The following is an 18,333-nucleotide window of genomic DNA, read 5'->3' on the forward strand; positions in this document are numbered from 1 at the left end:
GTGCCCGGCACCGTCCGTCAGTGCCCGTGCCGCGGGGCGCCCCGCCCGCGCAGCACCACGGCCGAGGTCGCCGCGCCGAGCACGCACAGCACACCGGTGACGAGCACGGCGGAGTGCACCCCGTTCATGAACGCCTGCGCACTGCCCCGCACGACTGCGGACCTGAGCCCGCCGGGCATCGACCCGGAGACCGGCGCGACGCCCATCGACACCGCGTCCTTCGCCTCCGCCAGCCGCCCGGCCGCCCGCTGCGGCACTCCGGCCGAGACCAGCTCACCGTGGAGCGTCGCCCCGACCCGGCCGCTGATCAGGGAGACCAGCACGGACGTGCCGAGCGCGCCGCCCACTTGCAGCGCCGTCGCCTGCAATCCGCCGGCCACGCCCGCGTCCTGGACCGGCGCGCTCCCGACGATCGCCGCCGACGACGCCGACATCACCATGCCGACGCCCAGGCCCAGCGCCACGAACGGCGGCCACAGAGCCCCGTATCCCGACTCCGCTCCCCAGGTCAGCATCAGGAACGACGCGGCGCCCTGGAGCACCATGCCGAGCGGCATCGTCAGCCGCGGCCCGAACCGGTCGGTCAGCGCCGCCCCGAGCGGCGAGGCCACGACCGAGGCGAGGCTCAGCGGCAGCGTCCGCACGCCGGCCTCGACCGGCGAGAACCCGCGCACGTTCTGCAGATACAGCATCACGAAGAAGATCCCGCCGAGCAGCACGAAGAAGTTCAGCGCGGTGACGACGGTGCCGACGGTCAGCGCCGGGCTGCGGAACAGCCGCATCGGCAGCAGCGGATGCGCGGTACGCGCCTCGTACAGGCCGAACGCGACGAGCAGCACGAGGCCCGCGAGGATCGCGCCGACGGTCCCGGCCGAGCCCCAGCCCCAGGTCTCGCCCTTGACCACACCGAACACCACGACCAGCATGCCGAGCGCCAGCAGGACCACGCCCACGATGTCGAACTTCTCGCCGGCCACGGCCGTGTTCCTGCTCTGCGGCAGCACCGACGCGCTGACGACGATCGCGAGCACGCCGACCGGCGCGTTGATGTAGAAGACCGACTCCCAATTGACGTGCTCGACGAGCAGCCCGCCGACGATCGGGCCGAGCGCCGTCGACACCGAGGACACCATGGCCCAGATGCCGACCGCCATGCCGAACCTGCGCGGCGGGAAGACCGCCCGCAGCAGCCCGAGGGTGTTCGGCATCAGCAGCGCGCCGAAGAAGCCCTGCGCGGCGCGGAAGGCGATGACCAGCTCGATCGACCCGGACAGGCCGATGGCCACCGAGGCGAGGGTGAACCCGGCGACACCGACCAGGTAGACGGTCCGCCGCCCGAACCGGTCGCCCAGCTTGCCGCCGAGGATCAGCGCGGCGGCGAGCGCCAGCAGATAGGAGTTGGTGACCCATTGCAGCCCGGCGGTCGAGGCGCCGAGGTCGCGGCCGATCTCCGGGTTGGCGATGGAGACCACCGACCCGTCGAGGCCGACCATGAACAGGCCGAAGGCGACGGCGATCAGCGTCAGCCAGGGATTGGCGCGCCGCCCGGCGGGCGCCGGTGGCAGGGGCGCGGGGGCGAGCGGTGCTACGGACGAAGAGGGCATGGAACTGCCTTGTCTGGTGAATGGGGTCGAGCGTGCCGAGGGCACGAAAGAGCCCTGCCCCGGACGGCCGGGACAGGGTGGGATGCGGGGGACCGGAGGGGCTGGGTCAGTCCTCGGTCGGCCGCAGATGGACGTCGAGCGCGTTCAGCGCGCCCAGCGCGGAGCCGAGCGCGTCCAGCTCGCCGCCCGTCAGGTGCCGCAGCGCCGCGGCGAGGTGGCGGCGCGCGATGCCCTCCGCCTCCGCGATGCGCTCGCGCGCCACCGCGGTGGTGTGCAGATGGGCGACCCGCTTGTCCGCGGCGTCGCCGCGCCGCTCCAGCAGCCCCTCACGCGTGAGCTGGGAGACGAGGGCGCTGACATTGTTCGGCTGCATCAGCAGCGCCCGTGCCGCCTCGCGCACGGTGACGCCCTCCTGGTCCGCCACGAGCCGGAGCAGGGCGATCTGGGCCTCGGGCAGCCGGTCGTGCGGGAAGTCCCCGAGGATCCGCCGGTCGAGCGTCCGGTGCAGCGTCGGCAGGCACGCCGCGAGCGCGGAGGCGACGCGGTCGATGTCCTGGCGGGCGGCGGCGGAAGCGGGCATGCCGCAGAAGATAGGTCTACGGGGATAGGTATGTCAACATAGGTAAAGCGTCGGGGTGAGCCGGGGAGAACGTCAGGGTCGCGCTCCACCGTGGGGTTTACACCGATGGGACCCGACTCCTCCCCGGGGATGACACCGGCCCGGGACGCCTACCGCAGCCGTGGGCGCGGACTGTGGCTCAGAGGCTGACCTGCGGGCCCGCGCGGACGGCGAGGATGGATACAGATCCTGCCGACCCTTCTGACGTGCAACGACGCACCGCCGGGTGGTCGCGCGTGCCCGAGAGTCCTCTCACGACCCCGACGGGAGCCCCCTTCGCCGTGGCTACGTTCCTGTACAAACTCGGCCGGCTGTCCTTCAGGCGCCGCCGTTACGTCGCACTGCTGTGGGTGCTGCTGCTCGGCGGGATCGGCTTCGCGTCGTCGGCCGCGCCCGCCCCGCCCGCGGACTCCTTCTCCATGCCCGGCACCGAGTCGCAGAAGGCCTTCGACCTCCTCGACGAGAAGTTCCCCGCAGCCAACTCCGAAGGGGCCACCGCCCGCGTCGTCATCCGCGCGCCCGGCGGCGAGAAGCTGACCGACCCCGCGGCCAAGGCCGATGTGCGCAAGATGGTCACGCAGCTCGGGGACGGACCGCAGGTCGCCTCGGTCGCCGACCCCTACAAGGCGAACGCCGTCAGCAAGGACGGCTCCACCGCCTACGCCTCCGTCACCTACAAGGTCGCCGGCACCGAGCTGACCGACAAGGCGCACGAGGCACTGACCAAGGCCATCGACGACGCGCGCGCCGACGGCTTCACCGTCGAGGCGGGCGGCGACGCCGTCGAGGCCGACCAGGACATGGGCGGCAGCGCCGAGATGATCGGCATCGCGATCTCCGCCGTCGTCCTGATCCTCACCTTCGGCTCGCTGGTCGCCGCGGGCATGCCGCTGCTGACCGCGATCATCGGCGTCGGCATCGGCGTCTCCGGCATCGCCGCGCTCGGCAGCGTCCTCAACCTGTCCGGCACCACCTCCACGCTGGCCTCGATGATCGGCCTCGCCGTCGGCATCGACTACGCGCTCTTCATCGTCTCCCGCTACCGCGCCGAGATAGCCGAGGGCCGCGAGGGCGAGGAGGCCGCCGGACGGGCCGTCGGCACCGCGGGCTCCGCGGTCGTCTTCGCGGGCCTCACCGTCGTCGTCGCGCTCAGCGGCCTGTCGGTCGTCAACATCCCGATGCTCACCAAGATGGGCCTGGCCGCCGCGGCGACCGTCGCCATCGCCGTGCTCATCGCGCTCACCATGATCCCGGCGCTGCTCGGCTTCGCCGGCAAGAAGGTCCTGCGCCGCAAGGACCGCAAGGCCACCGGCCCGGTCACCGAGTCCGGCAGGCCCAACCTCGGCACCCGCTGGTCCCGCTTCGTGCTGCGCCGCCCGCTCGGCGTCCTGCTGGTCGGCGTCCTCGGCCTCGGCGCGATCGCGGTCCCGGCCGCGAGCCTCGAACTGGGTCTGCCCGACGACGGCTCCTCGGCGCCGGACAGCACCCAGCGCAAGGCGTACGACATGCTCTCCGAGTCCTTCGGCGCGGGCTTCAACGGCACGCTGATGGTCACCGTCGACGGCAAGGGCGCGGCCGGTGCCGCCAAGCGGGTCGGCGCCGACCTCGCCAAGGTCGACGGCGTCGTGGCGGTCACCCCGGCCCAGGTCAACCCGGCCGGCGACACCGCGATCATCACGGTCGTCCCCAAGACCGGGCCGAGCGACCACAAGACCGAGGAACTGGTCCGCGAGATCCGCTCGGACGCCTCGGGCTGGTCGTCACAGACCGGCGCGGAGATCCTGGTCACCGGCGCGACGGCCATGACGATCGACTTCTCGCAGACCCTGGACGACGCCCTCGTCCCGTACCTCCTGCTCGTGGTCGGCCTGGCCTTCCTCCTGCTGATGCTGGTCTTCCGCTCGATCCTCGTCCCGCTCAAGGCCGCGCTCGGCTTCCTGCTCTCCGTCGCGGCGGCGCTCGGCGCCGTGGTCGCGGTCTTCCAGTGGGGCTGGCTCGCGGACCTCTTCGGGGTGGAACAGCCCGGCCCGATCATGTCGATGATGCCGATCTTCCTGATCGGCGTGGTCTTCGGTCTCGCCATGGACTACGAGGTGTTCCTCGTGACCCGGATGCGCGAGGCCTACGTCCACGGGGCGCGGCCCGGCGAGGCCATCGTGACCGGCTTCCGGCACGGCGGACGGGTCGTCGGGGCCGCCGCCGTCATCATGATCAGCGTCTTCTCCGGCTTCATCATGGAGAACAACAGCATGATCAAGATGATGGGCTTCGGCCTCGCCATCGCCGTCCTCTTCGACGCGTTCGTGGTCCGCATGGCGATCGTGCCCGCGGTCATGGCACTGCTCGGCAAGTCGGCCTGGTGGCTGCCCCGCTGGCTCGACAAGGCGCTGCCCAACGTCGACGTGGAGGGCGAGAAGCTGCAGAAGTCGCTGACGGCCGAGCAGCCGTCGGCGCAGGACGACCGCGAACTGGAGCCCGCCCGAGGCTGAGCCCGCGCCATCGTCCGTCCGGGCCCGCTCCGACTCGTCGGGGCGGGCCCGTCGGCTCGGCCGACGGCGTTGTCAGTACCGGGTGCTATCCCTGGGAAGGGAAGAAGTACGACGGACCGACGACGGAGGAGTCATCATCCAGGACGGACGGCAGGGGCGTTCCGGGCAGGACCTGTGTGTGCGGCGGCATCCCGAGACACAGGTGGAGTGCGTGCTCCCCGACACGCACTACCCGCGCCCGCACTACGCCTTGGACGGAACGACATGGCACGACGGCCTGTGCGGCGCGTGCCACGGCAGCGGGAGCCGCGACGGTGAGGTCTGCGACTCCTGCCACGGCGGCGGATTCTGCCTGCTGGAGATCGAGATGGACGCGGACATCGAGGGGGAGTGAGGAGCGTGACGTGAGGCAGTGGGACGTCAGTCCTTGTAGACCTCGGCCCGGTCCACGCTGACGAACGACCCGGCGGACGCGGCGCTGTGCTCGCCGGTGACCCGGACCCGCAGGGTGTGCGGACCGCTGGACAGGCGCGGGCTGAGGTACTGGAGCGTCTCGCCGGTGCGGATCGCGCCGTAGAAGTCGACGCGCTGCTCCGGCCCGCCGTCGACGCTCATCGCCGCGATCCCGTTCCCGGTGTCCTTGACCGACAGAAGCGCGATCCGGGTGCCGTCGAAGGTGAACGTCGCGGTGTTGCCCGCCTTGTCGCTCCAGTGGTCGTCGCCCCAGAAGCACTGCGCGGCGCAGCCGGTGCCCGAGTTCCAGGTGCCGGTGTACGTCACGCCGCCGGTGCCGCTGGTCCGGCTGTCGTCGTTGATCCAGTAGTTGCCCGAGCCGGGGTCGCCGGACGGCAGGTTCTGGGTCGCGCCCGTCGCCAGCGGCGTCCCGAGGTTCGGGCTGCCGTCGGCGTTCCAGGAGATCTTCTGCGCGCGGGTCGTGCGGTTGGAGTAGGTGTTCACCGACGTCGACTTGGCGTGGTAGACCAGCCAGTCCTCGGTGCCGTCGGGGGACTTGAAGAACGCGTGGTGGCCGGGGCCGAACACGCCGCGGGCGTCCGCGCGGGAGAACACCGGCCCCGAGCGCTGCGTCCAGTTGCCCGGGACGAGCGGATCGGCGTTGTCCGGGAGGGACATCATCCAGACCTGGTAGTCGGGCTTGCCGGTGTCGCAGGTCGAGTACGTCATCCACGTACGGCCGTTGCGGTTCAGGAACTCGGGGCCCTCGCGCACCTCGGGACAGCCCCCGGCGGCGTCGATCGCGACCGCGTCGCCCGAGACGGTGTACGGGTTCGACATCGGCGCGATGTTCAGCCCGTTGTGCTGGTAGGGATTGATGCCGCTGTACGCGAGGTACAGCTTGCCGTTGTGCTGGAGGATCCCCGGGTCGATCGCGAAGTCACCGGTGTGGTTGGGCGGGGTGAGCTTCGCCTTGAAGTGGTACGGGCCGGTCGGGTCGTCGCCCGACGACTCCAGGACGAACAGCCGGTGGTGGTCGTCCGTGCCGTCGTCGGCCGTGTAGTACAGGTACCAGCGGTTGTCGAAGCGGTAGAACTCCGGCGCCCAGATGTGCTGGTTGCGGGAGGCGTCGGTGTCCGTCCACACCGTCTTCGGATCGGCGTCGAGCAGCGTGGCCAGGGACGGCGAGCTCCACATCTTGATGCTGTCGCCCTGGGTGGTGGTCAGGTGATAGGCCCCGTTCGCATAGGTCACGAACGGATCGGGGCCGGTGTTCAGCGGATTGCGGAAGGTGCCGCTCGCGGCCACGGAACTCGCCGGCCGTTCGGCGGGCTCCTGATGGGCGGAGGCCCGCGGGCTGCAGGCCAGTCCCGCGACCAGCGCGAGGAGTGCGGGGACGAGGGCGGTACGGGACCGTGCGCGCACGAGCGGCTCCTTACATCGATGTAAGTCCCAGAGCTTCAGGACCGTAGGGAAGGGATCGGTGCGGTGTCAACGAGGCACACCCGGCCAGGAGTTGTTCCTGGTGCGGGAGGCTACTGACCGCCCAGGCCGGTCGTCGCCACGGACTTGACGATGTGCCGCTGGAAGAAGACGAACACCGCGACCAGGGGCAGCGCGGCGAGCACCGCCGAGGCCATCGACTGCGCGTACTGGATCCCGTACGCGTCCTTCACCGTCGTGATGCCGACCGGCAGCGTCATCAGGGACGGGTCGGACGTCGACACGAACGGCCACAGGAAGTTGTTCCACGCCCCGATGAACACGAAGATCGCGACGGCCGCGAGCATCGGCCGGGACAGGGGGAGCAGCACCGACCAGAAGATCCGCCAGTGTCCGGCGCCGTCGATCCGGGCCGCCTCCTCCAGCTCGACGGGGAGCGAGTCGAAGTGCTTCTTCAGGATGAACACCATGACGGGTGCCACGGTCTGCGGCAGGATCACCGCCGCGTACGTGTCGAGCAGATGCAGGGTCAGCATCTGCTCGAACCAGGGCACGATCAGGATCTGCGGCGGCACGAGCACCGCCGCGATCGTCAGCGTGAACAGCCACTTGCGGCCGGCGAACAGGGTGCGCGAGAAGGCGTAGCCGGCCATCGCGGAGACCAGCACGGTGATCACGGTGACGGCGACGGAGATCAGGAGGCTGTTGAGCATCCACAGCGGCAGGTCGCCGCGCTCCCACACGGTGCTGAACGCCTGGAACGTGAAGCCGTGCCGCGGCCATATCCAGTGCACCGGATCACTGGCGTCCGCCTCCGACTTGAAGGCCGTGAGCAGCGCCCACGCCATCGGCAGCAGCCAGATCAGGGCGGCGACCGCGAGCACCGCGAGCGCGAGGACGCGCGTGGTGCGGCCGGCGCCGAGCGTCAGGTTCGTGGTCGTCCGGCCCTCGGCCCGTTGCTGCCGGGGCGGGCGTACGGGGACGATGCGCTGCCGGGCGGGGCGGACGGGGGCGTCGGTGGTGGTCGTCATGTCACTTCTCCCGGCGGCGGAGTACGGCGAACTGGGCGGCGGAGGCGAGCAGCACGAGGGCGAAGAAGATGTAGCTGATCGCCGACGCGTAGCCGAGCCGGTAGCCGGTGAAGCCGACGTCGTAGATGTACTCGACGACCGGCCGCGTCGAGTTGTTCGGGCCGCCCTTCGTCAGCAGGTACACCTGGTCGAAGACCTTCAGGGAGGCCAGGAGCTGCAGCACGGTGATGACCGTCGTGATGCGGCCGAGCTGCGGCAGCGTGATGGAGAACAGACGCCGCCAGGCACCGGCGCCGTCGATGGCCGCGGCCTCGTACAGGTGGTCGGGGATCGACTGGAGGGCGGCCAGGTAGAGCAGGAAGTTGAAGCCGACCGTCCACCACAGGGTCGTCAGCGCGATCGCCCACAGCGCCACCGACTCGTCGCTCAGCCAGGCGACCTGGTCGAGCCCGACGGCGCCGAGGAGGTGGTTGTAGACGCCGAGATCGGGCTGGTAGAGCCACAGCCACAGCAGGCCGACGACGCCGACCGGCAGCAGGTACGGCGCGAAGAACGCCAGGCGCCACACCCACTGGCCCGGCAGCCCGGTGTGCACGAGCAGCGCCATGCCGAGCGCCACCACGACCAGCGGGACGGTCGAGATCAGCGTGAACAGGACGGTGTGCCACAGGGCCCGCCACATCTCCGCGTCCCCGAACGCCTCGCTGAAGTTGTCGAGGCCGACGAAGGACGGGGCGTGCGCGGACAGGGCCTTGTCCGTGAGCGCCATCCACAGGCCCTCGCCGAGCGGCCACAGCAGGAAGACGGCGAACAGGACGAGGAAGGGCAGGGCGAAGAGCAGGCCCGGCGGCAGCAGCCGGCGCGACGACAGCGGTCTCGGCCGGGGTGAGGCATGGGGAGAGGACATCGTTGTGCCTCCAGGAGGTCAGGCCGGGCTGGGCTTGGAGAGGAAGGTGTTGACGCGGCGCACCATCGCGCGCGCCGCACGGTCCGGGGAGAGACCGTCGAGCAGGGCCTGCTGGAGCACCTGCGACATGGCGTTCTGGAAGTCGGAGCCCGCGCCGACGAACCAGGCCGCCGGGTCGAGGACCACCCGCGAGGCGGCCGACTCGTAGTGGGCCTGCGGCAGCAGTTCGGCGTACGCCTTGGTGCGGGTGACCGGCGTGTACGCGGGGATGTGCCCGGCGGTCGCCCAGGTCTGGCCCGCCTTGAGCAGCGCCGCCACGGCCCGGTGCGTGCGGCGGCGGTGCTCCGCGTCGGGGTCGTCGCGGTGCGGGAGCACGAACGAGTGCGAGTCGGCGTAGATCGCCGGGGTGCCGAAGACCGTCGGGAAGGGGGCGGCGTCCACCTTCTTGTCCGCGGTGCGGAACGTGCCGAGCTCCCACTCGCCGGACAGCGCCATCGCCGTCTGCCGGTTGGTGAACGCGGCGACGCTCGCGTTGTAGTCCAGCCGCCGGGGGTTGGCCTTGCCGTCGACCAGCTTGGCCATGAACGAGATGACCTCGGCCATCCGGTCCAGGTCCACCTTCGCGGGACCGCCGGGCGGCAGGTCGAAGGTGCCGCCCGTCTGCTTGTACAGACCGTAGAAGAGCCGCCAGCCCTGCGCGGGGTCGTTGACGTACCCGAAGGAGATGCCCTGCTTGCCCGACGCCTTCGCCAGCTCCCGCCCGGCGGCGAGGAACTTCTCCGGTGACGAGAACGCGTCGAGGTCCAGCGTGCCGTCCGCCTTCAGCAGACCGGCCTTCTTCGTCGGCTCCGGGTGGAAGAACACGATGAAGGGGTGGGTGTCGAGCGGGATCGCGTACGTCGCGCCGTCGTACTGCGTTCGCTCCCACACCGCGTCGGCGAAGTCGCCCCTGTGGATGCCGAACTCGGCGAGCAGATCCATGTCCCACGGGTCCACGAGCCCGGTCGGGGCGTAGCCCGCCAGCCGCGACATGTGCGCGATGGCGACGTCCGGGCCGCGCCCGCCCGCCGACGCCATGGCCAGCTTCGTGTAGTAGGGGGTGCCCCACTCCAGGACGGTGCGCTCGATGTGCGTGCCCGGCATGTCGGGCCGCGCCTTGCGCACCATCTCGTTGAGCAGACCGCCGTCGGCTCCCTGGAACAGGTCCCACAGGCGGACCGTGCTGTCGCCCGCGGCCAGCGCGCTGCCGCAGCCGCTGAGCGCGCCCGCGCCGAGGACCGAGGCCCCGGCGGCGAGCGCGGCCGTCAGAGCGCGCCGTCTGGTGAGCGCGGGGCGACCGACGGGGGCGGGTGTGCCGGTCATGGGGCTCCTTCCCGGTGGGCGGCGGGATCGTCCCGGCACCGCCGCCCACGGACATACATCGATGTAAATGAGAAATGAGAGGGACGGGCTGGGCTAGTTCGCGTTCTCGAAGGCGGCCGCGCGCAGCTGGGCCGCCCGCAGCAGGGCGGTGTCGACCTTCTCGCCGCGGTCGAAGCGGTAGACGCCGTTGCGCTCCTGGAAGACGTCCGTGAGCTGCGTGTAGCAGTAGCCGAACATGTCCGGGTCGTCGAGCAGGACGCCCGTGAGACCCGTGAACCGCTCGACGAACTCCTCGGCCGTGCGCGGCCGTTCGCCGTAGCCCCAGGAGTCGTCGAGCACATTGCCCGCCGCCTCCGCGGCGGCCGCCGCGTCCCACCAGATGCCGCCGAACTCGCTGCAGAAATACGGCTGCCCGTTGTACGGGACCGACCAGACGCGGCCGTCGGGGCCGGTGTTGAGGTACGGCTCGTTCTCCGCGAGGCCGCTCATGATCTTCGCGAACTCCGCCGGGTCCTGCTCGTAGCAGTGCGAGTCGTACACGTCGGTCTCCGGCACCCGGTGCGCGTACCCGGAGGCGTCGATCACCGGGCGGGTGCCGTCGGCCTGCTTCGTGGCCCGGAACATCGCGTGCGTGACGTCGTCGAGCTGGGTGATGCGGTCGTGCAGGTTCTGGTACGTCTCGTTGAGCGGGCACCAGCCGATGACCGACGGGTGCGAGTAGTCCCGCTCGACGGCCTCCAGCCACTGGGCGACGTAACTCGCGTCGGGCCGCTGGTTGTCGTCGCGGACGCCGACCTCGCAGCCCCAGTCGCCGAACTCGCCCCACACCAGATAGCCCAACCGGTCCGCGTGGTACAGGAACCGCTCCTCGAAGACCTTCTGGTGCAGCCGCGCGCCGTTGAAGCCCGCGGCGAGGCCGAGTTCGATGTCGCGTACGAGGTCGGCGTCGTTCGGCGCGGTCATCAGGCCGTCCGGGTAGTAGCCCTGGTCGAGGACGAGCCGCTGGAAGACGGGCTCGCCGTTCAGGAGCAGCCGCTTGCCGTCGACCGAGACCGAGCGCAGACCGGCGTACGACGTCACGCGGTCCACCGGCACGCCGTCGGCGTCGACGATCTCGAAGGTCAGGTCGTACAGGTGCGGGTCGGCCGGCGACCACACGCGCTGCCGGTCCGCGGGCACGGCGAGGACCAGGCGCGGGGCGAGGTCCAGGTCGGCGCGGGCCTCGGCGGTGACGACCGCGCCCCGCTCGTCGGCGAGGGTGGCCCGCACCCGGTGGCCCGGGGCGTTGCCCGTCAGCGGCAGCTCCAGGTGGAAGCTGCCCGAGGCCAGGTCGGGGGTGATCCGGGGCCGCCGCAGGGCGACCGCGCGCGGCACCGGCTCCAGCCACACCGTCTGCCAGATGCCGGTGGTGCGGGTGTAGTGGCAGTGCGAGTTCGCGAACCAGGTGGCCTGCTTGCCGCGGGCCTGCGGGCCGTGCCGGGTGTCGCGGGCCCGCACCACGAGCGTCAGCTCCTCGCCCGGGGCGGCGATGTCACCGAGGTCCGCGGTGAAGGGGGTGAAGCCGCCGCGGTGCCGGGCGACCTCGGTGCCGTTCGCCCACACCGTCGCGTCGTGGTCCACCGCGCCGAAGTGCAGCAGCACCCGGGCATCCGCCCAGTCGGCCGGGACCGTGACCGTGCGCCGGTACCAGACGGCCTCCAGGAAGTCCGTCTCGCCGATCCCGGACAGCTCCGACTCCGGGCAGAACGGCACGGTGATGCGATCGCTCAACTCCCGCTCCCGCAGACCGCGTTCCAGACCGGTGTCGGACCGGTCGATCTCGAACTGCCAGGTTCCGTTGAGATTCAGCCAGGCGTCGCGGGCGAACTGCGGGCGCGGGTACTCGGGACGGGGGACAGGCATGGTGCTCCTTGCCGGGTCAATGCGGTGCCAGTCGGTGCGCGGCTCATGGCATCATGGCGATTACATCGTTGTAAATATGCGGAGCGGGGCGGGATCCGGCCCGAAACCTTTTCGTGATGCTCGATACGATCGCGGACGGCAGACGGAAGGAATGGACAGCGTGGCGGCCAGACCCAGGATCAAGGACGTTGCGGAGTACGCGGGTGTCTCGCCCAAGACGGTCTCCAACGTGATCAACAACTTCGAGCATGTCTCCGACCGGACCCGCGAGGCCGTCCGCGAGGCGATCGACGCCCTCGGCTACCGGGTCAACATCGCGGGCCGCCAGCTGCGGCAGGGCCGCACCGGCATGATCACCCTCGCCGTCCCCGAACTCGACGTCGCCTACTTCTCCGAGCTGGCCAAACACGTGATGACCGAGGCCGACCGGCACGGCAGAACGGTGCTGCTGCACCAGACCGGCGGCTCGCGCGAGCGGGAACTGGCCGCGCTGCACGGCTTCGACGCCCAGTTCTCCGACGGGATCATCCTCAGCCCGCTCGCGCTCCAGCCCCGCGACCTCGCCACCCGCGACCGCCGGCTGCCCGTGGTCCTGCTCGGCGAGCGGCCCGCGGAGGGCAGCACGGACCATGTCGCCATCGACAACGTACGGGCCGCACGCGACGCCACCGAACACCTGCTGGCGCGCGGCCGGCGCCGGATCGCGGTCGTCGGCGGCCGGGTCCGCGGCCGGCAGGGCACCGACCGGCTGCGCACGGACGGCCACCGGGCGGCCCTGAAGGCGGCCCACGTCCCCTTCGACAGCGAACTCGTGATCGGGGTCGACGCCTACCACTGGCAGGACGGCGCCCGCGCCGCTGCCGCGCTCCTCGAACGGGAGACGCCGCCGGACGCGCTGCTCTGCCTCAACGACCACCTCGCCCTCGGCGCGCTGCGGGCCCTGCACGAGAAGGGGGTCAGCGTCCCGAAGGACGTCGACGTGGTCGGCTTTGACGACATCGAGGCGTCCCGGTTCAGCGTGCCCACCCTGACGACGGTGGCCCCCGACAAGAAGGAGATCGCCCGCGCCGCGGTCGCGCTGCTCGTCGACCGGATCGACGATCCCGACGGCGGGCCGTTGCAGGACCACGTGGTCGGGCACGAGGTGATCGCGCGGGAGAGCACCGGGGGATGAGGGCGCCGGTGCCGCCGCACGGTCGACAGTCGTTCCACGGTGGCGGAAGATCCTGAGCAGCCGTCCGCTCCCGGCGCGATCGTCCCCACGCCGACGGAGACCGAACCGAGCCGCAGGGAACGACGTATCACGCCATGACACAGCATCCCGGCCGCACCACCGGCCCCCGCCCCCGCCCCCGGGACCTCGGCATCGCCCCGGGCGTGCTGCCGCCCGGCCCGGCGAACTCCCTCACCGACGTGCCGGGCGTCCGCGTCGGCCACGTCACGCTCGCCCACGACGACGCCGAACTGCCGGTACGCACCGGGGTCACCGTCGTCGTCCCGGCGCCCGGCTCCGTGTTCCGCGACAAACCCGCGGCGGGCCTGGAGGTCGTCAACGGCTTCGGCAAGGCCGCGGGGCTCAGCCAGATCGCCGAACTCGGCGTCCTGGAGACACCGCTGGCCCTCACCAACACCCTCGGGGTCGGCGCCGCCTTCGAGGGACTCGTCCGGCACGCGCTGGACGGACACCCCGAGATCGGCACCACCACCGGCACCGTCAACCCGGCCGTGTTCGAGTGCAACGACGGCTGGCTGAACGACATCCGCGGCCTGCACGTACGTCCCCGGCACGTGCGCGCCGCCCTCGACGCTGCGACCGACGCACCCGTCGCCGAGGGGGCGGTCGGCGCGGGCACCGGCATGGTCTCCTTCGGCTGGAAGGCGGGCATCGGCTCCAGTTCGCGCCGCGTCGACGCCGGGGACGGCATCCGCTGGACCGTGGGCGCGCTGGTCCTGGCCAACTTCGGCAGCGCCGCCGACCTGACCGTCACCGGCGTCCCCGTCGGCCGCGCTCTCACCCCCGAACACGCCGTGGAACAGGAGGAGTTCGCGCGCGGCGCCGGCTCGTGTGTCGTCCTCCTCGCCACGGACGCCCCGGCCGACGCCCGGCAACTGCGGCGCGTCGCCCGGCGGAGCACGGTCGGACTCGCCAGGACCGGCGGCATCGTCCAGCACGGCAGCGGCGAGTACGCGCTCGCCTGGTCGACGGCCCAGCGCACCCCGCACACCCCGCGCGGCCCGGTCCGCGCCGCGTCCGCCGTCGCGGAGCACGGCCCCCTGATGGACCTGCTCTTCCGGGCCGCGGCCGAAGCGACCGAAGAGGCCGTCCTCGCCTCGCTGTTCGCGGCGCACCCGGTCACGGGCGTACGGGGCCACCACGCACCGGCGCTGCCCACGGAACAGGTGGCCCGGCTCGTCCACGGACCGGCCCGGTGACCCAGCCCTGCACGTTCAGCCGGCGGCCGCCGCCGTGACGCGCTTCTCGAACCACAGCCGCGCGTACGGCTCGTCGTTGAACGCCGGAACCTCCTGGAACCCGGCCGACCGGTAGAGCCCGATCGCGGCGTCGAGCACCTTGTTGGTGTGCGAAAGCCGGGGCCCGCGCACGCGCGGTGTTCCGGCGTGGTCCCGCGGTGCCCCGGCTGGCGTCCGCCTCACTGCCGAAGCGAACCTCGTGGCCCGGACGGTTGTCGTCGCCGGCCGGGCCTTGTCCTGATTGTCGACGGGAGTCCCCGCCGGCAGCAGGGGCCGTTCGGCCCTCGCCGCTTCGGCGGCCTCACCTCTTCCGGCGCCGCCGGGCCAGCCACAGCGCGAGCGCCCCGGCGGAGGCGGCCGCCAGGGCGATGACACGAGGATCCCGTGCCGACCGTGCCGCCCCGGTTCCTGCCGGGCCGGACAGCTTGTCCTGCGCCTGGTGGGCGACGTCCGCGACCTTCGTCCTGACCGTGTCCACGGTCTCGGTGGCCTGCTCCTTGACCTGCGCGGCCCGGTCCTTGGCCCGTGCCTTGACGTCGGCCTTCGCGGCGAGGGCCTCGACGGTGTCGCCCAGCTCGGCGCGGGTCCGCTCGACCTGCTCGCGCAGCTCGTCCGACTCCGGCGCGGCCGGCTTTCCGCCCGACGGCTGCTGCTCCTGTGTCATCGGTGGGCACTCTCCTTGATCTCGGCCACGTCGGCCTTCACGTTCTCGATGGTCGCGGCGGGGGCCGGGGGAGCGGCCCTGCCGAACTGGCGCTTGCCGCGGGCGGCCAGCACGGCGGCGATCACCCCGAGCACGGCGGTGACGGTCAGCGCGGCGGCCCATACCGGCCAGACGACGGCGAGCCCGGCGATCGCGGTCGCCACCGCGGCCTGGAGCATCAGGAAACCGACGACCCCGGCGCCGCCGAACAGTCCTCCGCCCCTGCCGTAGCGCCTGCCCTTCTCCTTCATCTCCGCCTGGGCCAGCCTGAGCTCTCCCCGCACGAGCTCGGTGAGCTGGTGCGAAGCGCGCTGGACCAGTTCACCGACCGGCTCCTGACCCATGTCGCGGCCTTCCGTGGCGGCATGCGGCTGGGTGTCCGGCACGACGGTCACCTCCCACTTTCTTCCGTAGGTCTCTTCTGTAGGGCGTCGGGGAGGCCGGGTACCCACAGGAGCCGGAACCATCCGTTTAAGGACGCCTCGCCCGGACAGCCGGAGGGTGGCCCCGTTCAGGGACGGGGCGAGCAGGATCCGATTCCTGACAAATGGCCGTCTGGCCGAAGGGGCCGCAGGATGGAAGAGCTGCCGGGGCGTTCCGAACGCCCCCGAGCGCGGAGGAGACGCCTCTCGGGCAAGGGCCCCCAGGCCGCACGTCCGGCGAGGCCCACGAGGCGCGGAGAACATCCCCATCGAAAGGCACGCGTTTCCCATGAGTGACGTCACAGGCAAAGCGACCACCACGGACGCCGGGATCCCGGTCGAAAGCGATGAGCACTCGCTCACGGTCGGCGCCGGTGGCCCGATTCTTCTGCAGGACTCCTATCTGATCGAACAGATGGCGCAGTTCAACCGGGAGCGGATTCCCGAGCGACAGCCGCACGCCAAGGGCAGCGGCGCCTTTGGCCGCTTCGAGGTGACGGCGGACGTCACCGCGTACACGAAGGCCGCCCTGTTCCAGCCGGGGACCACCACCGACCTCGTGGCCCGGTTCTCCACCGTCGCGGGCGAGCGCGGCAGCCCCGACACCTGGCGCGACCCGCGCGGATTCGCGGTGAAGTTCTACACCACCGAGGGCAACTACGACATGGTGGGGAACAACACCCCGGTCTTCTTCATCAAGGACCCGATGAAGTTCCAGCACTTCATCCGGTCCCAGAAGCGCCGCGCGGACAACAACCTCCGCGACCACGACATGCAGTGGGACTTCTGGACCCTCTCGCCGGAATCCGCCCACCAGGTCACCTGGCTGATGGGCGACCGCGGCATCCCGCGCAGCTGGCGCCACATGAACGGCTACACCTCGCACACGTACATGTGGATCAATGCCCAGGGCCAGCGATTCTGGGTCAAGTACCACTTCAAGACCGACCAGGGCGTCGAGTACTTCACCCAGGACGAGGGTGACCAGATGTGCGCGGCGGACACGGACTACCACACCAGGGACCTCTTCGAGCACATCCGCGACGGAGAGTTCCCCAGCTGGACGCTGCACGTGCAGGTCATGCCGTACGAGGATGCCGCGGACTACCGCTTCAACCCGTTCGACCTGACCAAGGTCTGGCCGCACAGCGACTACCCGCTCATCGAGGTCGGCCGGATGACCCTCGACCGCAACCCCACGGACAACCACGCGGAGATCGAGCAGGCGGCGTTCCAGCCCAACAACCTCGTCCCGGGCATCGGCCCCAGCCCCGACCGGATGCTGCTCGCGCGGCTCTTCTCCTACGCCGACGCCCACCGGCACCGGATCGGCGGCAACTACCAGCAGCTGCCCGTCAACGCCCCCGTCGCGCCCCTGCGCACGTACTCCAAGGACGGGGCGATGGCCTTCCGCAAGACGGAGGATCCGGTCTACGCGCCGAACTCCAAGGGCGGCCCGGCGGCCGACACCGAACGCCACGCACCGCCCAGCTGGCACGCCGACGGTGACATCACCCGCGCGGCCTACGTCGACCACGCCGAGGACGACGACTGGGGCCAGGCGGGCACCCTGGTGCGCGAGGTCCTCGACGACGCGGCCCGCGACCGTCTCGTGGACAACGTCGTCGGCCATCTCCTCAACGGGGTGAGCGAACCGGTCCTGGCCAGGGCGTTCACGTACTGGTCGAACATCGACAAGTCGATCGGCGAGCGCATCGAGCAGGGCGTGCGCGCCAAGGCGGGCCAGAAGGACCCCAAGGCCGATCAGCAGGCGAATCCGGCCCGCAGCGGCATGCAGGACAAGGCCTGAGCGGCTGAGGCCGATCAGCTGATCCCGGCCCGGCTCCGGCCCGGCCGGGATCAGCCGAGGTCGAGCAGCACCTTGCCGATCGCGGCACCCGTACGCAGCCGCTCCACCGCGACCGCCAGCCGCTCGATGCCGTACCGCTCGAAGGGGAGCGCCAGCGCGCCCGAGGCGAGGTCCGGCAGCAGCCGCAGCACCTCCGGGGCGACCTCGGCACCGCGGCTGATCATGTTCACCGGCAGCAGCGCGACATCCGCGAGGAAGAAGTCCGCCAGGTCCAGGACGAGTTCACGGCCCGCGGTGTAGCCCACGAGCGCCGCCCGGCCGCGCGGCCTGACCAGCGACAGCGCGCTGCGCAGCACCGGACCGCCGACGGTGTCGACGAGGACGTCCACCGGGCCGCCGATCCTCTCCTCGGACAGGTCCGCGGCGAGCACCGCATCGGCCGGTGCGGGCACGTGCGGCAGCTTCGCCGGGCGGCCCACCACGCCGACCACCTCGGCACCGGCCCGCGCCGCGAGCTGCACCGCGACCGCGCCCACCGCGCCGGACGCGCCCGTGACCAGCACCCGCTCGCCGGGCCGCACCCGCGCGATGGGGTGCACGGCGGCCCAGGCGGTCCCGACCGGGGAGAAGTACGCGCAGGCCACGGCGGGATCGGTGCCCTCGGGCATGACCTCGACGGCGGCGTCGGGCAGCAGCGCGTACTCGGTCCAGACGCCGTCGCGGCTCAGCCCGATCCCCTCACCGCGCACCCGCACCAGCGCCCCCTCGGGGTGCGTGCCGGAGGCGAGGACGGTGCCGCTGCCCTGGGTGCCGAGCACCGCGGGCAGCGACGGCAGGATGCCGAACGCGCCGTCGAGGACATTGAGGTCGAGATGGGCGACGGTCGCCGCCGCCATCCGCACCAGCGTATGACCGGGCAGCGGGGCCGGCACGGGCCGCTCGACGAGCCGCGGCAGTCTGCCGAACTCCTCCAGGACCAGGGTGCGCGCCATGGGCGCCGAGGATGCCGATGCCGTCGGTGCCGTGCCGCTCACGTGTCCCTGTCCTCCGCTCGTCCGCCCCGTCGTCGTCCCACTGTAACCAGCCGCCTTCGGTCCTCGGCCGGGCCGTGACCTG

The 18,333-nt window shown here is 71.6% G+C and carries 15 protein-coding genes and 1 pseudogene; 5 read left to right on the forward strand and 11 right to left on the reverse strand.

Translation table 11 applies throughout. The features are described 5' to 3' along the window. Nucleotides 1-17: 17 nt before the first annotated feature. Both ABII15_RS35040 and ABII15_RS35045 read right to left on the reverse strand, forming a co-directional pair. A complete protein-coding gene (locus ABII15_RS35040; RefSeq protein WP_353946303.1) occupies nt 18-1,604 on the reverse strand; it encodes a DHA2 family efflux MFS transporter permease subunit in 1,587 nt (528 codons plus the stop codon). A 106-nt stretch (nt 1,605-1,710) separates the two neighbouring features. Further along, a complete protein-coding gene (locus tag ABII15_RS35045) occupies nt 1,711-2,184 on the reverse strand; it encodes a MarR family winged helix-turn-helix transcriptional regulator (protein WP_353946304.1) in 474 nt (157 codons plus the stop codon). Between the two features lie 320 nt (nt 2,185-2,504). Between ABII15_RS35045 and ABII15_RS35050 the strand changes: the two genes are divergently transcribed. Both ABII15_RS35050 and ABII15_RS35055 read left to right on the forward strand, forming a co-directional pair. After that, the gene (locus ABII15_RS35050; protein ID WP_353946305.1) at nt 2,505-4,712 is read left to right on the forward strand and encodes an MMPL family transporter; all 2,208 of its coding nucleotides are present in this window, start codon (nt 2,505-2,507) and stop codon (nt 4,710-4,712) included. A 211-nt stretch (nt 4,713-4,923) separates the two neighbouring features. Beyond that, a complete protein-coding gene (locus ABII15_RS35055) occupies nt 4,924-5,106 on the forward strand; it encodes a hypothetical protein (RefSeq protein WP_353946306.1) in 183 nt (60 codons plus the stop codon). 26 nt (nt 5,107-5,132) lie between these two features. Here the strand turns inward: ABII15_RS35055 and ABII15_RS35060 are convergent, their stop codons facing one another. The 5 genes from ABII15_RS35060 to ABII15_RS35080 all read right to left on the reverse strand — a co-directional run bounded on the left by ABII15_RS35060 (nt 5,133) and on the right by ABII15_RS35080 (nt 11,810). Continuing rightward, entirely contained in the window at nt 5,133-6,590 is a 1,458-nt protein-coding gene (locus ABII15_RS35060) for a glycoside hydrolase family 43 protein (protein ID WP_353946307.1), read from the reverse strand. A gap of 110 nt (nt 6,591-6,700) precedes the next feature. Further along, a complete protein-coding gene (locus ABII15_RS35065; protein WP_353946308.1) occupies nt 6,701-7,639 on the reverse strand; it encodes a carbohydrate ABC transporter permease in 939 nt (312 codons plus the stop codon). A 1-nt stretch (nt 7,640) separates the two neighbouring features. Continuing rightward, a complete protein-coding gene (locus ABII15_RS35070) occupies nt 7,641-8,546 on the reverse strand; it encodes a sugar ABC transporter permease (protein ID WP_353946309.1) in 906 nt (301 codons plus the stop codon). 18 nt (nt 8,547-8,564) lie between these two features. Continuing rightward, a complete protein-coding gene (locus ABII15_RS35075; protein WP_353946310.1) occupies nt 8,565-9,908 on the reverse strand; it encodes an extracellular solute-binding protein in 1,344 nt (447 codons plus the stop codon). A 93-nt stretch (nt 9,909-10,001) separates the two neighbouring features. After that, the gene (locus ABII15_RS35080; protein ID WP_353946311.1) at nt 10,002-11,810 is read right to left on the reverse strand and encodes a sugar-binding domain-containing protein; all 1,809 of its coding nucleotides are present in this window, start codon (nt 11,808-11,810) and stop codon (nt 10,002-10,004) included. A 151-nt stretch (nt 11,811-11,961) separates the two neighbouring features. Here ABII15_RS35080 and ABII15_RS35085 point away from each other — a divergent pair, with 151 nt between their 5' ends. Together ABII15_RS35085 and ABII15_RS35090 are read left to right on the forward strand one after the other, a co-directional pair. Further along, nucleotides 11,962-12,984 (forward strand): LacI family DNA-binding transcriptional regulator, encoded by a 1,023-nt coding sequence (locus ABII15_RS35085; RefSeq protein WP_353946312.1) that lies wholly within the window; start codon nt 11,962-11,964, stop codon nt 12,982-12,984. A gap of 134 nt (nt 12,985-13,118) precedes the next feature. Further along, nucleotides 13,119-14,243, forward strand: coding sequence for a P1 family peptidase (locus ABII15_RS35090; protein WP_353946313.1), 1,125 nt, complete (start codon nt 13,119-13,121; stop codon nt 14,241-14,243). 15 nt (nt 14,244-14,258) lie between these two features. Here the strand turns inward: ABII15_RS35090 and ABII15_RS35095 are convergent. From ABII15_RS35095 to ABII15_RS35105, 3 genes and pseudogenes are all read right to left on the reverse strand, one after another. Continuing rightward, a pseudogene (locus tag ABII15_RS35095) lies at nt 14,259-14,390 on the reverse strand (MarR family transcriptional regulator); the annotation flags it as partial. A gap of 193 nt (nt 14,391-14,583) precedes the next feature. Next, nucleotides 14,584-14,946, reverse strand: a complete 363-nt coding sequence (locus tag ABII15_RS35100) for a DUF3618 domain-containing protein (protein ID WP_353946314.1) — start codon at nt 14,944-14,946, stop codon at nt 14,584-14,586. Next, nucleotides 14,943-15,329, reverse strand: a complete 387-nt coding sequence (locus ABII15_RS35105; protein ID WP_353947301.1) for a phage holin family protein — start codon at nt 15,327-15,329, stop codon at nt 14,943-14,945. Before ABII15_RS35105 ends, ABII15_RS35100 begins: the two co-directional genes overlap by 4 nt. A 367-nt stretch (nt 15,330-15,696) precedes the next feature. Between ABII15_RS35105 and ABII15_RS35110 the strand changes: the two genes are divergently transcribed. Then, nucleotides 15,697-17,217 carry a catalase gene (locus ABII15_RS35110; protein ID WP_353946315.1) on the forward strand — a complete coding sequence of 507 codons (1,521 nt, stop codon included), beginning with the start codon at nt 15,697-15,699 and terminating at the stop codon, nt 17,215-17,217. A gap of 50 nt (nt 17,218-17,267) precedes the next feature. On the opposite strand, the gene ABII15_RS35115 is transcribed toward ABII15_RS35110, so the two are convergent. Further along, nucleotides 17,268-18,209: a zinc-binding alcohol dehydrogenase family protein gene (locus tag ABII15_RS35115; RefSeq protein ID WP_353946316.1), complete on the reverse strand. Its 942-nt coding sequence runs from the start codon at nt 18,207-18,209 to the stop codon at nt 17,268-17,270. Nucleotides 18,210-18,333 lie beyond the last annotated feature (124 nt).

It is taken from the genome of Streptomyces sp. HUAS MG91, from assembly GCF_040529335.1.
GTDB lineage: Bacteria > Actinomycetota > Actinomycetes > Streptomycetales > Streptomycetaceae > Streptomyces > Streptomyces tabacisoli.